Annotated in this window: 10 protein-coding genes; 9 read left to right on the forward strand and 1 reads right to left on the reverse strand. The window is 43.1% G+C overall.

Annotation, left to right across the window (positions count from 1 at the left end; genetic code table 11):
* The first annotated feature begins 3 nt into the window (after positions 1-3).
* The 9 genes from ATHSA_RS01105 to ATHSA_RS01145 all read left to right on the forward strand — a co-directional run bounded on the left by ATHSA_RS01105 (position 4) and on the right by ATHSA_RS01145 (position 13415).
* Entirely contained in the window at positions 4-1056 is a 1053-nt protein-coding gene (locus ATHSA_RS01105) for an ABC transporter ATP-binding protein (protein ID WP_161847353.1), read from the forward strand.
* Positions 1057-1069: 13 nt separating this feature from the next.
* Positions 1070-2929: an ABC transporter substrate-binding protein gene (locus ATHSA_RS01110; protein ID WP_161847354.1), complete on the forward strand. Its 1860-nt coding sequence runs from the start codon at positions 1070-1072 to the stop codon at positions 2927-2929.
* Between the two features lie 13 nt (positions 2930-2942).
* Positions 2943-3824, forward strand: coding sequence for an ABC transporter permease (locus ATHSA_RS01115; RefSeq protein ID WP_161847355.1), 882 nt, complete (start codon positions 2943-2945; stop codon positions 3822-3824).
* 12 nt (positions 3825-3836) lie between these two features.
* On the forward strand, positions 3837-5048 hold the full coding sequence (locus tag ATHSA_RS01120; RefSeq protein WP_161847356.1) for a metal-dependent hydrolase family protein: 1212 nt from the start codon (positions 3837-3839) through the stop codon (positions 5046-5048).
* A gap of 5 nt (positions 5049-5053) precedes the next feature.
* Positions 5054-6298, forward strand: coding sequence for a metal-dependent hydrolase family protein (locus ATHSA_RS01125; RefSeq protein ID WP_161847357.1), 1245 nt, complete (start codon positions 5054-5056; stop codon positions 6296-6298).
* 27 nt (positions 6299-6325) lie between these two features.
* Positions 6326-8182, forward strand: a complete 1857-nt coding sequence (locus tag ATHSA_RS01130) for an ABC transporter substrate-binding protein (protein ID WP_161847358.1) — start codon at positions 6326-6328, stop codon at positions 8180-8182.
* A gap of 22 nt (positions 8183-8204) precedes the next feature.
* On the forward strand, positions 8205-10055 hold the full coding sequence (locus ATHSA_RS01135; RefSeq protein WP_161847359.1) for an APC family permease: 1851 nt from the start codon (positions 8205-8207) through the stop codon (positions 10053-10055).
* Between the two features lie 81 nt (positions 10056-10136).
* Positions 10137-11291 carry an amidohydrolase gene (locus tag ATHSA_RS01140; protein ID WP_161847360.1) on the forward strand — a complete coding sequence of 385 codons (1155 nt, stop codon included), beginning with the start codon at positions 10137-10139 and terminating at the stop codon, positions 11289-11291.
* Between the two features lie 249 nt (positions 11292-11540).
* Positions 11541-13415, forward strand: coding sequence for an ABC transporter substrate-binding protein (locus tag ATHSA_RS01145; RefSeq protein WP_161847361.1), 1875 nt, complete (start codon positions 11541-11543; stop codon positions 13413-13415).
* 22 nt (positions 13416-13437) lie between these two features.
* Here ATHSA_RS01145 and ATHSA_RS01150 read toward each other — a convergent pair whose 3' ends face one another.
* Positions 13438-15015, reverse strand: a complete 1578-nt coding sequence (locus ATHSA_RS01150; RefSeq protein ID WP_161847362.1) for a methyl-accepting chemotaxis protein — start codon at positions 15013-15015, stop codon at positions 13438-13440.
* Between the last annotated feature and the right edge of the window lie 52 nt (positions 15016-15067).

The following is a 15067-nucleotide window of genomic DNA, read 5'->3' on the forward strand; positions in this document are numbered from 1 at the left end:
ATCATGAAAGAAATCGAAGGGAATGTCCTTACAGAAAAATCAAAAGATCAGAAAAAATTTCAAAAAGCAGAGATTCTGTTGGAAGTCAAAAATCTTAAAAAATACTTTCCCATAAAGGCAGGAGTGTTCAGAAGCACTGTCGGATGGGTAAAGGCTGTCGATGACGTTTCGTTCTACATAAAAAAAGGAGAAACTTTAGGCCTTGTCGGAGAGTCGGGATGTGGAAAGACCACCGTGGGACAAACCATTCTCAGACTCATAGAACCAACTGGTGGTCATGTCTTCTACAACAACGTCGACCTTTTCAAACTCTCGAAGGGACAGATGAAAAAGTACAGATCGAAATTACAGATGATCTTTCAAGACCCTTACGGTTCGCTGGATCCGAGGATGAGGGTAAAGGACATAATCGCAGAAGGACTTAAATATGCTGGAATGAAAAACAGAAAAGAGAGATACGAAAAGGTCAGAGATTACATGCAAAGGGTTGGGGTATCTCCCACGTACATGAATAGATTTCCACACGAATTCAGTGGAGGGCAAAGACAAAGGATAGGGATTGCGAGGGCACTCGTTTTGAATCCGGAACTTATAGTGGCAGATGAGGCTGTCTCCGCGTTAGACGCATCGGTACAGGCACAGGTGTTAAATCTTTTGGACGATTTGCAGCAGGAATTTCATCTTACGTATCTGTTTATAGCGCACAATCTAAGCGTTGTAAGGCATGTAAGTGACAGGGTGGTAGTCATGTATTTGGGGAAGGTAGTTGAGATAGCGAACAAGCACGAGATATTCTCAGACCCTCTGCATCCCTACACGAAGGCGTTGTTATCTGCCAACCCCATTCCAGATCCGACGGTAAAGAGGAAAGACAGGATAATACTCCAGGGAGATGTGCCAAGTCCTGCGAATCCGCCGTCTGGGTGCAGGTTCCACACAAGGTGCTGGCTTGCGCAGCCGATATGTGCGCAGGAAGAGCCAAAACTTGAAGAGGTCCATCCCGGTCACTTTGTCGCATGTCACTTTTGGAAAAACTTAGAAGATCAAAATGATTAAGGAGGGATGAGAAGTGAGAAAGATCTTTGCTTTAATTGCCGTAGTCCTAATAGGTATTTTCTCGATCGGCCTTGCCGAAAACGTTGTAAATCCCGATACAGTCGTAGAGGATACCTATTACAACATTCAAAGCCTCGATCCCGCATGGGTCTCAGATGTAGGATCTGAAGAGGCGATAAGCCAATTCTACGATAATCTCATTCAATACGACGGTACTTCGGTGACAAGGTTTTTGCCGATGATCTCCACAAATGTGCCTTCCGTTGAAGATGGCACGCTTCTCGACAATGGAACAACTTACGTCTTTCACATCAGACAGGGTGTTTACTTCCACAACGGAGATCTTCTAACTCCACAGGACGTTGTGTATTCTCTCGAAAGGGCTGTCTTATTCGACAGAGCAGGGGGACCTTCATGGATGCTTTCAGAGCCCTTACTTCCAAAGATAGATGGAAGGTACGTTGATTCGATAACCCAGTGGGCAGTTAAACTTGCGGGCGTAAAATCGTGGAATGATCTTTTTGCGACCGGAACAAATAATCCGTTAAATGACAAATATAAACAGGCTTTGATAGATGCGTTCAATCTTCTCGCGAAGGACTTTGAGATAAAAGGTAATGATGTCATAATTCACCTTCCACACCCTTACGCTCCATTTTTGGCGACACTGGCGCATTACAACACTTTAACATCAATACTCGATCAACAATGGTGCGCAGCGCACAACGCATGGGATGGCAAGGCTGACGATTGGTGGTACTATCACAATCCAACGGTTAACGATGATCCTCTATACAACATTGAAAACGGAACGGGGCCTTTCAAACTCGTCAAATGGAGTGGAGGGCTTCAGATTACATTCGAAAGGTTTGACAAATACTGGGCAGGTCCTGCAAAGATAAAATATGGAGTCATAAATGATGTTTCTGAATTCACCACAAGAAAACTTAATCTTACAAGGGGACAGGCAGATGTTATAAACGTTTTGGTGCCATATCTAAGTCAGGTCGAAGGGATAGATGGCGTCAAAGTTTACACGCATCTTCCAACTTTTGCAATTGATTCGATATTCTTCACGTGGAATGTGAACGATCAGGGAGGAAACCCATATCTTGGATCCGGAAAATTAGACGGACATGGCATACCGCCAGACTTTTTCTCGAATAAAGATGTGAGAATGGCCTTCGAATATCTTTTCCCTTACTCTACATACATAAAGGAAGTATGGCTTGATCAGGCTTTAATTCCAAACGGAGCCGTTCCGAAGGGATTGCTTGGCTACAATCCGGCCACTCCCACGGCATTTCATCAGGATCTTGCAAAGGCCGCAGAATATTTCAAAAAAGCCTACAATGGAGAATTATGGAAGAAAGGATTTGAATTCACCGCAGTTTACAACACGGGAAACACTCAAAGACAAACTGCCCTTCAGATGCTTCAATACTACGCGGCGCAGGTTAACCCTAAGTTCAAAATAAACATAGCAAGTGAATTGTGGGCAACTTATCTGAATGATCTGATGATGAACAAAATCCCGATGTTCATGATCGGATGGACAGGAGGTCCCGATCCATACAATTCGGCACAGCCTTTCTACGGATCCGGCGGAGCATTTGGGGCATTCCTCGGCGCATCTTACAGAGAATGGGCAAGGGAACACATGGATCCACTGCTTTCGGAATCGATGAGCACGACCGATCCGCAGAAACGTGCCGAACTCTTTACCGAAATGAATACAATAGCGCACGATAACGCACTCTTTCTCTTCACAGACCAGCAAGAGGGGATAGCGGTTATGCGTTCATGGCTTAAAGGGTGGGAGTACAATCCAATGAACTTTTTGAGGTTGAATTTCTACTCTCTGTCGAAATAGCGGGGTGATTTAGATGGAAGGGATCCTCAGGACAATCAAAAAGATAATGAGAAATGCGACATCCATGTTAGGTGTCCTACTTGTTGCGTTTTTCATAGTTGTAGCGATTTGTGCTCCATTTCTTGCCCCTCCATCTTACGGGGATCCTTACCAGATACCACGAAGTGGCTGGAGCGTTACGCCCCAGCCACCTTCCGCTCAAAACCCGTTTGGTACGACCGAAGGTCAGTACGACATATACTACGGAGTTGTATGGGGCACAAGGACGGCCTTCAGAGTAGGACTAATAGTGATAGGTTTCGCGCTCACGATAGGCATGACAATCGGCACACTTGCGGCTTACTTTGGAGGCTGGATTGATGAATTGCTTATGAGGATAACAGACATCTTTCTTGCATTTCCATTTCTTGTGGGTGTCATAGTGCTTGTCACAATTCTCGGACCTGGCTTAAATCACGTCATGCTTGCGATGATAATTTTCTACTGGATGACCTTTGCAAGACTTATAAGAGGGAGTATTCTTCAGGTCAAGGAAAATCAGTATGTAATGGCGGCAGTTGCGCTGGGAGCACCGGGATACGGAATTATTAGCCGTCATCTTATTCCAAATTCCATATATCCCATAATAATACAGGTTTCGATGGATATGGCAACCGTTCCATTGCTTGCGGCAGCCCTTTCTTTTCTTGGTTTGGGGGCCCCCGTTGGATACGCAGATTGGGGACAACTTGTGGCCTTTTCAAGAAACTGGATAATTTCCTCAAATGGAGGAAATCCCTTTCAGTTCTGGTACACGATCTTTTTTCCGGGAATAACCATAGTGCTTTACGCACTTGGTTGGAATTTGCTCGGAGACACTCTAAGGGATATTCTCGATCCAAAAATGCTGATATGAAGGAGAAAAAACATGTACATTTTAAATCACATGAATCTGATCGATGGTAACGGAAATGTGTTGGAAGATGCCGTCATCATAGTCGAAGGAAAGAAAATTCAGGACGTTAAAAAAAATGGCGGCCATTTACCGGAAGGCGAGATCATAGACATGGGAGGATACACAATGCTTCCGGGCATGATAGATGCGCATTTGCATTTAGGCGGAAATGGAGAGCCGAATAGAGAATTCCAGATGCTCAAAGAATTGCTTCCAACGACAACTCTAAAGGCATATGTTAATGCCAGATCCGATCTTATGGCAGGATTCACGACTGTAAGATCGATGGGAGATAGAGGTTTTCTCGATATAGCCTTAAAGCAGGCCATAGAAAGCGGTTTAGTGGAAGGACCAAGGATGAAAGTCTCGGGACAGGCCATTTCTATGACCGGAGGCCACGGTGATAGATGGCTTGCGCCTGAGGTAAGTACAAATGGGTACAGCGCCATAGCCGATGGTCCCGATGAGGTTAGAAAGGCCGCAAGATATCAACTGAAAATGGGAGCAGATGTTGTCAAGATGATGGCCACGGGCGGTGTCATGTCTGAAGGAGACGAGCCCGGATCTCCCCAACTTACCGAAGAAGAGATGAGAGCGGCAGTTGAAGAGGCACACAAAGTCGGAAAAAAAGCGGCCGCCCATGCACAGGGTACGGAAGGCATAAAAAATGCCATAAGGGCAGGGATCGATTCGATAGAACACGGGATATTCTTGGACGATGAGGCCATTGAGATGATGAAAGAGAAAGGCGTGTTTTTGGTCGCCACCCTTGTCGCACCTTACAACATAAAAAAGTATGGACGTGAGGCCGGAATCCCAGAACATGCTGTAAGAAAGACCGAAGAGATAATAGGTTATCACATGGATAGTTTTTCGAGGGCATATAAAGCAGGAGTAAAGATAGCAATGGGCACAGATGCAGCAACTCCTTTCAACAGACATGGTGAAAATGCCCAAGAATTGGTCTTGATGGTGGAAAATGGGGTAAAGCCAATGGATGCGATAATGGCCGCAACGAAGTGGGGATCACAATTGCTCGGCGTGGAAAAGATCGTGGGCACCGTTGAGGCAGGAAAAGAGGCCGACCTGATAGCCGTAAATGGGGATCCTCTAAAAGATATATCACTTTTGAAAGACGTCAAATTCGTCATGAAAGCCGGGAAAATATACAAAGGATTAAGGTGAGCAATATGAAAATGGCATTTGTCGGAAGGATCATAGATGGTACAGGTAAAGCACCGTTTGATGGCGTGGTCCTTATAGACGGCGAGAAGATAGAAAGGGTAGGTCTGATTGGAGAGGTTGAAATTCCTCCAAAAACAAAGACCATAAAGGTCAACAGCGGTACAATTCTTCCGGGTCTTATAGATTGCCATGTGCATTTGATGGGAGAACGCACTTTAGACTTCATGAAATCGGCCTTCGAACCTTCAGAATTAAAATCCGTAAGAGCAGCGATGGATTGCTCAAAATTGTTGGATGCCGGCTACACCTCGGTAAGAGATGTCGGCGGACTTGGCATATATCTTAAACGTGCGATAGAAGAAGGCGAAATAAAAGGGCCACGGATTTTATCAGCCTTTAAAATACTTTCACAAACCGGAGGTCATGGAGATATGCATTCCCTTCCTTTAGATGTCGCCGCAAGAGTTGGATTTTCGAGGCTTTGCGACGGTGCGGATGATTGCAGAAAGGCTGCTCGAGAGCAATTTCGGGAAGGGGCTGATTTCATAAAGATATGTACAACGGGAGGCGTGCTGTCTGAAAGGGACTTGCCTACCTCCGCTCAATTCACACTCGATGAAATTAGGGCAATAGTCGAGGAAGCACAAAGAGTGGGCTCATTTGTCGCGGCCCATGCCGAAGGTGCGGAAGGCATAAAAAATGCTATAAGGGCAGGAGTAAAAACAATAGAACACGGAGATTTTATCGATGATGAAGGAATAAAGTTGATGTTAGAAAATGGCAACATACTAATTCCAACATTTTCAATAGGAGAGCGAATAATCTCTGAAGGAGAAAAATACAAAGTGCCGGAATGGGGCATAAAGAAAATGCACCAATTATGGAAGGTCCAAAGCGAAAATTTTAAAAAGGCAAAACGTGCAGGCGTAAAAATAGCTGCCGGAACGGATTTTGGTGGAGGACCTCTTACGCCATTGGGAGAAAACGCACAAGAATTGGAGTTACTCGTCAGGGAAGGACTTACACCGATGGAAGCGATAGTTGCCGCGACAAAGACGGCATCGGAGGCTTTAAACATGAAAGATAAAGTCGGAACTTTGGAGGCGGGGAAATTCGCGGATTTGATAGTCGTAGAGGGAGATCCTCTGTCAGATATTTCAACATTGAGAAAGACAGAGAATATCAAGGTTGTCGTAAAGGAAGGAAAAATTGAAAAGCATCTGCGATCTAACAAGATAACTATTTCTTAGAATGCAAATTCTCATGGAGGTGGTTGAATGAAGTGTAAGTGGTTTTGGGTAACGGGTGTATTGATTTTATTTTCAATTATGGTTTTTGCCGATCTTCCAAATCCCGACACAGTTGTATACGAGCAGGAAAGAGCGGCGGAAACTCTCGATCCGGCTATGGTTATTGACACAGCATCTGGCGAGGTGCTCGACAACATATACCAAACCCTTATTACCTTTGATGGTACATTTTTGACACGTTACGTCCCCGTGCTTGCGACAAATGTGCCTTCTGTTAAAGACGGTACAATACTCGATAACGGCATGACCTACGTCTTTCACGTAAGAAAGGGAGTCCATTTTCAAAATGGAGATCTTCTGACACCTTACGATGTCGTTTATTCATTTGAAAGATTCGTTGTCACTGGAATGGCTGGAGGTAACTCATATGAACTAACAGAGCCTTTACTTCCTAAAATAGATGGAAATTATGTCGACAATATTTCAAAATGGGCGGTCAAACTCGCAGGCGTCAGATCATGGAATGATTTATTTGCCACCGGTACGGCTACGCCAAAAAACGAGGCATACAAAGAAGCCCTTGTAGAGACTTTTGATCTTTTATCCAAAGCGTTTGAAATAAAAGGTGATGATGTCATAATACATCTTGCCCATCCTTTTTCATCCGATCTTTTCTTCAATTATATTTCGGGAATAGATATTCTCGACGCGAAATGGGCATCGAACAATGGTGCCTGGCCTGGAACGGCAGACACATGGTGGAAATATTACAATCCACAGCGTCAGGCAGATCCTCTTTATTCCATAACAAATGGAACAGGACCATTTGAATTACAATCATGGACTCAGGGAAGAGAGGTAATTTTGAAGCGTTTTGATAACTACTGGGGAGAACCGGCAAAGATAAAATACGCCGTGATAAAAACAGTTTCTGAATTTACAACGAGAAAGTTAGATTTGATGCGAGGAGATGCCGACATAATCTCTGTTCCTCCAGCCTACATTCCACAGGTTGAAAATATTCAGGGAGTGAAAGTTTCTGAAAATATACCAGAACTTGCACAATATCAACTTTCTTTTGCATTCAGTGTAGATCCACACAGTAAATACATTTACTCAGGAAAATTGGACGGAAATGGCATTCCACCAGATTTCTTTTCAAATTTGGACGTGAGAAAGGGTTTTGAATATCTTTTCCCGCATCAAATGTATGTAAAAGATGTCTGGAATGGACTTGGAATAGTGCCTAACAGCCCGATATGTACAGGTCTTATAGGATATGATCCCGATATCCCTGCGTACCATCAGGATCTTGCGAAGGCCGCCGAATATTTCAAGAAAGCCTACAACGGAGAGGTGTGGAAGAAGGGATTCAAATTCGCCATAATTTACAATTCCACAGATCCAACAATGCAGGAAGCGTGCCAAATGTTAAGCGCCTATGCCCAGCAAGTAAATCCAAAATTCAATGTTGTACCTGTGCCGGTGTTATGGCAAACACTTGTTGGAGAATTTCTTGGCAATGATCTCCCGATGGTAGCCCTTGACTGGTTTGCAAATACTTCCTACGATCGCGTGTATGGTTATCTTGATTCTTCTGGAGTTTACGGCGAGGCACTTGGTCAGAATTTCCGTGATTTTGCAAAGGAGGAATTCGATCCTCTTATAAATGCGACAATCTCTGCGACTTCAAATAACGTTGCAGAAAAACTTTACAAAGAGATAAGTTTAAAAACTTACGAAGATGCCATTATGATATGGCTGATTCAACCATCACGTCAGTTAGTTTACAGAGAGTGGCTTCATGGTCTTTATCCAACGAATTACAATCCGAGTTATGCCAAAGATCTTCATTTTTATGGTTTATACAAATCATCTAACTGATCGATATTAAGGAGGTGATTTTATGGCAGATCAAAAAGATAGCGAGATAAGACCGGCAGAGGCTATAGCAAAAGAATCGGATAAAAAACTCAAAAAAGCTCTAAGTCTTCAGGATTTATTTTTTCTTTCAATGGGAGGGATAATAGGTTCTGGATGGCTGTTAGGAGTTGCAGGCGCTGCCAGTACGGCAGGACCTGCATCGATACTATCATGGATAATAGGAGGAGTCATAGTCTTATTCATAGCCCTGACCTTTGCAGAAATTTCGGGCGCGATTCCGAAAAGCGGCGCAATTGTGAGGTATCCCCATCTGGCTTATGGTGGTTACACAGGATACATAATAGGGTGGGCTTACATGTTGAGTGCAGTAACGGTACCAACTGTTGAAGCCGAAGCGGTACTAACCTATGCTTCAACCTATGTTCCGGGTCTTTTCCACACGGTATCCGGTGTATCGGTTTTGACCCCTGTCGGTATACTGGCCGGGGTAGTCCTGCTGATCGCATTCTTCTTTTTAAACTGGTTCGGTATAAGATTTCTTGGCAAATTCAATTCGGTCGCTACATGGTGGAAATTCATCATTCCAGCACTTACATTTATCTTTCTGCTGTTCATGTTCAACAAATCAAATTTGGTCTCTCACGGAGGATTTTTCCCGTTGGGAGTCGGAAGCATGTTTTACGCGATCCCATCGGCGGGCATAGTTTTTTCTTACCTTGGATTCAGGCAAGCGCTTGAATTCGGTGGAGAAGCAAAAAATCCTCAAAGAGATGTTCCAAGAGCAACTGTGTATTCTGTGCTTGCCGCGATAGCACTTTACACACTTTTGCAGGTTGCTTTTTTGGGAGCGATAAAATGGCCTAACGGCACAACATGGTCTACATTGACATCCTCCTCTTTAGGTTCGGCGCCATTTTTCACAGAACTACAATACAGCGGGATAGCCTTATTCATAGCGTTTTCTTACTTTTTGCTCATTGACGCATGGATTTCTCCCAGCGGAACTGGCTGGATATACCTCGGTAACTCCGCAAGAGTACTGTATGGTATAGCTGCAGATGGATATTTTCCATCTTCATTACTAAAAATTCACAGCAAAACGAGGATACCATACATTGCTCTAATAGCGAGTCTTGTAATCGGAGTCATCTTCTTTTTACCATTTCCATCATGGTATCTTTTCGTTGGCTTCATCTCCAGTGCCACGGTTTTAACTTATATAATGGGGCCGCTGGCATTGATAACGTTTAGAAAACATGCTCCTCAACTTCACAGACCATTTCGTTTGCCTTACGCCTCAATAATATCTCCTGTTGCCTTTGTTGGAGCCGCTCTTATCGTTTACTGGTCCGGAATAACAACACTTACAATGATCTTCTACACAACATTTATAGGAATTCCGATATTTTATTTCCTTTACGCCTCCAAAAAATTAAATCTTTCGAAAACTTTCGCTTACACGGTAGGGTTGATAGAGTTGGCCATAGCGATAGTTGCTTTGGTGGTCAATTACATGTACGTACTTTATCCGCCTACCAAAGAAAGTATGGAGACAAAGACAGAAATATTCCTTTCAACTCTGGCAGTCATGTCGGGTATTGTACTTTTATTCACGGCGATAACATCGTTAAAAGTTTCTGAAAAAGATAAACAGATGTTTTCAAGTTCCTATTGGTTGCTTTCTTTGATGATAGTGACTGAACTATTTTCGTATTTTGGGGCATTTGGAAATGACGTTTTAATTCCATTTCCATGGGATACGATCGTTATGATAGTTGTCTATTCTGTGATATACGTTTTTGCGCTTAGAGGTGGACACAACACAGAAGATCTAAGTGTTATAGTAGAAGAACAGAAAGACTCAAACCTTTAATTCTGATGGCCGGGGTAATTTTAGGAGAAAGGTTTTCGAGGGAAGAAATTGATAATCTAAAATCTACACAAGGAGGCTAAAATGAAATTACTTTTCAAAAACGCGAATGTTTTTCCAATTACGTCCAAACCATTCAAAGGAGACGTGCTTGTCAAAGATTCCAAAATATACAAAATTGGTGAATCGATAAAAAAGGACAAAGATACAGAGGTAATAGACCTCGAGGGAAAATATTTGATTCCCGGCTTCATAGATGCCCATTCCCACATAGGGCTCAAAGAAGAAAGTGTCAACGACCCGGTTGGGTCAGATGTAAATGAAGTCACAGATCCTATCACGGCCGATGTTAAAGCCATTGATGGATTCAACCCTGAGGATGATGCCATAGACAGGGCACTCAGTGGCGGAGTCACAACGGTAATGATAGTGCCCGGAAGTGCGAATCCAATCGGAGGGCAAGGAGCGATAATAAAGTTCAAATCAAAGATAGTAAATGAGATGATAATCAAAGAGCCCGCGGGATTGAAGATGGCCTTCGGTGAAAACCCAAAAAGGGTTTACGGTGATCAAAAAAAGACTCCATCGACACGTTTGGGAGTGGCATCTGTCATAAGATCTTATTTTACGAGAGTACAGGATTACATGAAAAAGAAGGAGATCGCACAGAAGGATGGCAGGCCATTCACAGAAAGGGATCTCAAACTCGAAGCGGGAGAAAAAGTCCTTAAAGGAGAGATTCCGGCCAGAATTCATGCCCATCGTTACGATGACATATTGACTGCAACAAGGATAGCGGAGGAATTTGGATTTAGATTCGTCATAGAGCACGGGACAGAAGGGTACAAGATAGCCGATTATTTAAAAGAGAAAGGGATACCCGTAGTTGTAGGGCCTTTGATGACCTTCAGGACGAAAAGAGAGTTAAAAGATATGACTATGGATTCGATAAAGATATTGAATGAGAAGGGAGTTTTGACGGCTCTCATGTGCGATCATCCGGTAATTCCTCTCGAGTATGCGTCTATTCAGGCCGCGAGTGCTCTAAGGTATGGTGCGAAGGAAGAGGATTTGCTAAAGATGCTTACGATAAATCCCGCCAGAATACTTGGCATTTCAGACAGGGTAGGGTCCATTGAAGAGGGAAAGGATGCAGACCTTGTGATATGGAGCGGTCATCCATTCGATGCCAGATCAAAAGTCGAAAGTATATACATAGAGGGAATAAAGATTATGTGATTAAAGTATAATTAAAATTTAATTTTGTAAAAATCATATATTAATGTTTATAGGTTAATATACTTTCAAAGTTGCAAAAGAGGTAAAAAATGCGAATAATTTCGATTTTGGTAATGACAAAAATGACAAATGAGAGAAGAGATCATAGAGTACTGCCCGGTGGAGCAGTGCCTTGATCTTTGGGGTATAGATTCCACCGGGCCACATTGAAAAATGTGGCCCTTTTTATTTTAGATTGGAGGTAAGAAGATGAAAAGATTTTTTGTGTTTTCAACGATCCTTTTCTTCATCGTATCCATGGGAATGTCCCAAAATGTCGTAAACCCAGACACAATAGTCTACGAAGAGCCAGGACCTTTTCAATCTTTAGATCCGGCCTGGGAGTATGACACCACATCTGCCGAGGTTATATGGCAACTTTACGATTCCCTGCTTCAATATGATGGGACATCGACAACAAAACTGCTTCCAATGCTGTCGACAAATGTTCCATCTGTTGCAGATGGAACGATTCTTGACAACGGTAAAACTTATGTATTTCACATCAGACAGGGTGTCTATTTTCACAATGGAGACCTTTTAACTCCTCAGGATGTGGTCTATTCTCTTGAAAGATTGGTTCTTCTCGATTACAGCGGAGGGCCGTCATGGATGCTTGCCCAACCATTGCTTCCCATGATAGACGGTCATTACGTTTCGACGATCGTCCAGGAAGTTGCAAAGGAACTCGATCTTAGCGATCCTCTAAATTACACGAGTCTAAGTTCTCTCGGCATTTTCGCAACTGGCACAAAAGTCCCGATCAACGACAAATACAAGCAGGCCCTGATAAATGCCTTTAACCTGCTTGCAAGTGATTTCGAAATTAAAGGAAATGACGTAATAATTCATCTTCCACAACCATTCGAACCTTTCCTTTACACACTTGCAAAAGGTGGAATATGCGAATCTGTCATCCTCGATGAAAAATGGTGCGCGGAAAATAAGGCATGGGACGGAAAGGCTGATGACTGGTGGTATTACCATAATCCCACACTTAGCCAAGATACCCTCACGAATATAGAAAACGGAACCGGACCGTATTTCATGAAATATTACATACCCAACAGAGAAATAGCCTTTCAAAGATTTGATAAATACTGGGCAGGACCAGCCCCAACAAAGTATGCGGTCATAAAGTATGTAAATGAATTCACGACAAGATTGCTCGATCTGGAATCTGGCCAGGCTGACGCGATTTACGTACCCGTCGAAAACTTATCCGAGGTGCAAAATGACAAGAACATAAAAGTCTCGGTCTATCCCCAACTTTCCGTTTATGAACTGAATTTCACGTGGAATTTAGTCAGTGATGGCAATCCCTACATTGGATCGGGAAAATTGGACGGAAACGGCATTCCACCGGATTTCTTCTCAAATTTGGACGTGAGAAAGGGTTTTGAATATCTCTTTCCTTACAGCAAGTACATAAAAGAGGCTTATAATAATCTCGCATTTCAACCAAACGGCGCGATAATGAAAGGAATGTTTGGATACAGCCAGAATTTGCCGGAATATGATCAAGATCTTTCAAAAGCCGTTGAGTATTTCAAAAAGGCATACAACGGAGAGTTATGGAAAAAGGGATTTAAGTTCTCTGCAATATACGAAAGTGGAGACACAACCGGGCAGTTAGCACTTACAGCGCTAAGCAATGCCGCAAGGGAGATCAATCCCAAATTCCAAATAAATGTTGTCGGAGAGTTGTGGCCAAACCTTCTCAGCGATAGTCTTTCTTTCAAATTACCGATCTTCACGATGGGATATCTTGCCGATTATCCAGATCCTTATGATCTTGCGTATGCATATTATTCTTCAACGGGCATATTTGGAGCATTCATAGGTCAAAATTTTGTCAGTTTTGCCCAAAAGGATCTCGATCCGCTTGTAAATGATCTCCTTACCACCTCTAACCTTTCAAAGCGTGCTGAAATAGTCAAACAACTTGAAGAGTTAGATTACGATAACGCACTCTATATCTGGACAGATCAACCATTCGGAATATTCGTAAGCCGTACTTGGCTAAAAGGATGGTATCCGAATGGAATAAGACCGGGAATAGACTTCTACTCTCTCTCAAAATAAAGAAGCGGGTTGTCCCGCTTCTTTATCTTAATCTCGCCTGTAAATCGCCAAGGAGTTTTATAAGTTCATTCGCACTCGATTCGGCGTAGGAAAGATTCTGCCTTGCCTCTGTTAAATTCTTTGACTCAAGCGCCGCAAGTGTCCTGCCTCCGTATTCGTGGACTGAAGCATGAAGAGATTCGACCCTTTGCCACTCGCTTTTTATCTCGTCAGGAGGCGTTACAGAGTACATGAGTATTCCAAAATTGCATCTGTGGGGATCGGTCTCCAAATCGACAACCTTTTCATTCTGAACAGCGCTTTCAAGTCTGTTAAGCCAGTTTTTGTGCGCATTTATTGCCTCTTGCAATTGATCTGCAAACTCGGCCTTTGAATAAATTGTGTATGCCGTTAGTTCTCCAACTATCTTTTGTGTCTCTGCTATTGATTTTTCGGCATTTGAAACGAGTTCTCCCAATCGTGATGATATATCGTTTATCTTCTCTTCTATAAGCCCCATCGCACCGCTAACTTCTGTCGACATATCGGTTATATTCTTGGATGCCGCGGTCATTTCCTCGGCCGACGCGCTGAACTCTTCGGCGCTCGCGGCTATACCGGATATCGGTGAATTCATGGTCTTTACAGAGTCGAGTATCGAGACAATCGTTGAGGTTGTCTCCTCATTGTTTTTTAGAATTTGAGTAAGTTGATCATTGACACTCGAGATATTTTGAGAGATCTCTCCTATTCCAGAGATTACATCTTTTAGATTGTTTCCTATCTTCAATGCCGCGTTCTTGCTCTCCTCGGCAAGTTTTCTTATCTCATCCGCGACGACTGCAAAGCCTTTTCCGGCATCTCCGGCACGCGCGGCCTCTATCGCGGCGTTAAGCGCAAGGAGATTTGTCTGATCGGATATACTTGATATCACAGAAACTGCCTCATTTATGAGGTTGACGTAGTTTGTAAGTGCCTTTGCCTGATCGCTTATTTGACTTACCTTTGATTTGAAATCTTCCATTTTCTCGCCGGTCTCTTTTAGCGCTTTTTCTCCTTTAGATGCGTTGTCTGAAACACCGTTTGAAGTCTCTGAAAGTTCCTGGGCAGACTTTGCGAGTGTCTGGCTCGAAGATGCAACCTGTTCAATCGAGGCGTTTAACTCCTCTATTGCGGCCGAGATGTTCTGAACCGATGCGTTAACTTTTTTAAGGGAATTTTCCATCTCATTGAATTCTTTAGAAAAACTCTTGAGATTTCTTGCAACGGTACTGTTGTCTACGGCAGTCAACCTTATGCCTTTAAACAGATCTTTGAGTTTTAATCTTATCTTTTCGAAAAGCGCCCCGATTTTTAGTCCAAGTCCTCTAAGACCCGCATCTTTGTCAAGTTTTGACAACTCGACTATGTCTAATCTTTCGGATTCAGCGGTCTTGGAATTGAGACGTCCCATCGGCTTTATGACCACAATGTAGGACAGAATTGCCAAAAGCACTGCGACACCGAGTGTCACAAGTGATGTAATAAGCACATATCTCATGTCTTTGAAAAGGATCGCAAAAGCCGAATCGATTACAAGTAACGCTAACAACACATACAGTACCGTTTGAACCTTTCTCATTTGTATCCCTCCCAAGAAGGTGAGATTTCGACAATTATAATTATACATTATC

The sequence above is a fragment of the Athalassotoga saccharophila genome (genome assembly GCF_009936215.1).
GTDB lineage: Bacteria > Thermotogota > Thermotogae > Mesoaciditogales > Mesoaciditogaceae > Athalassotoga > Athalassotoga saccharophila.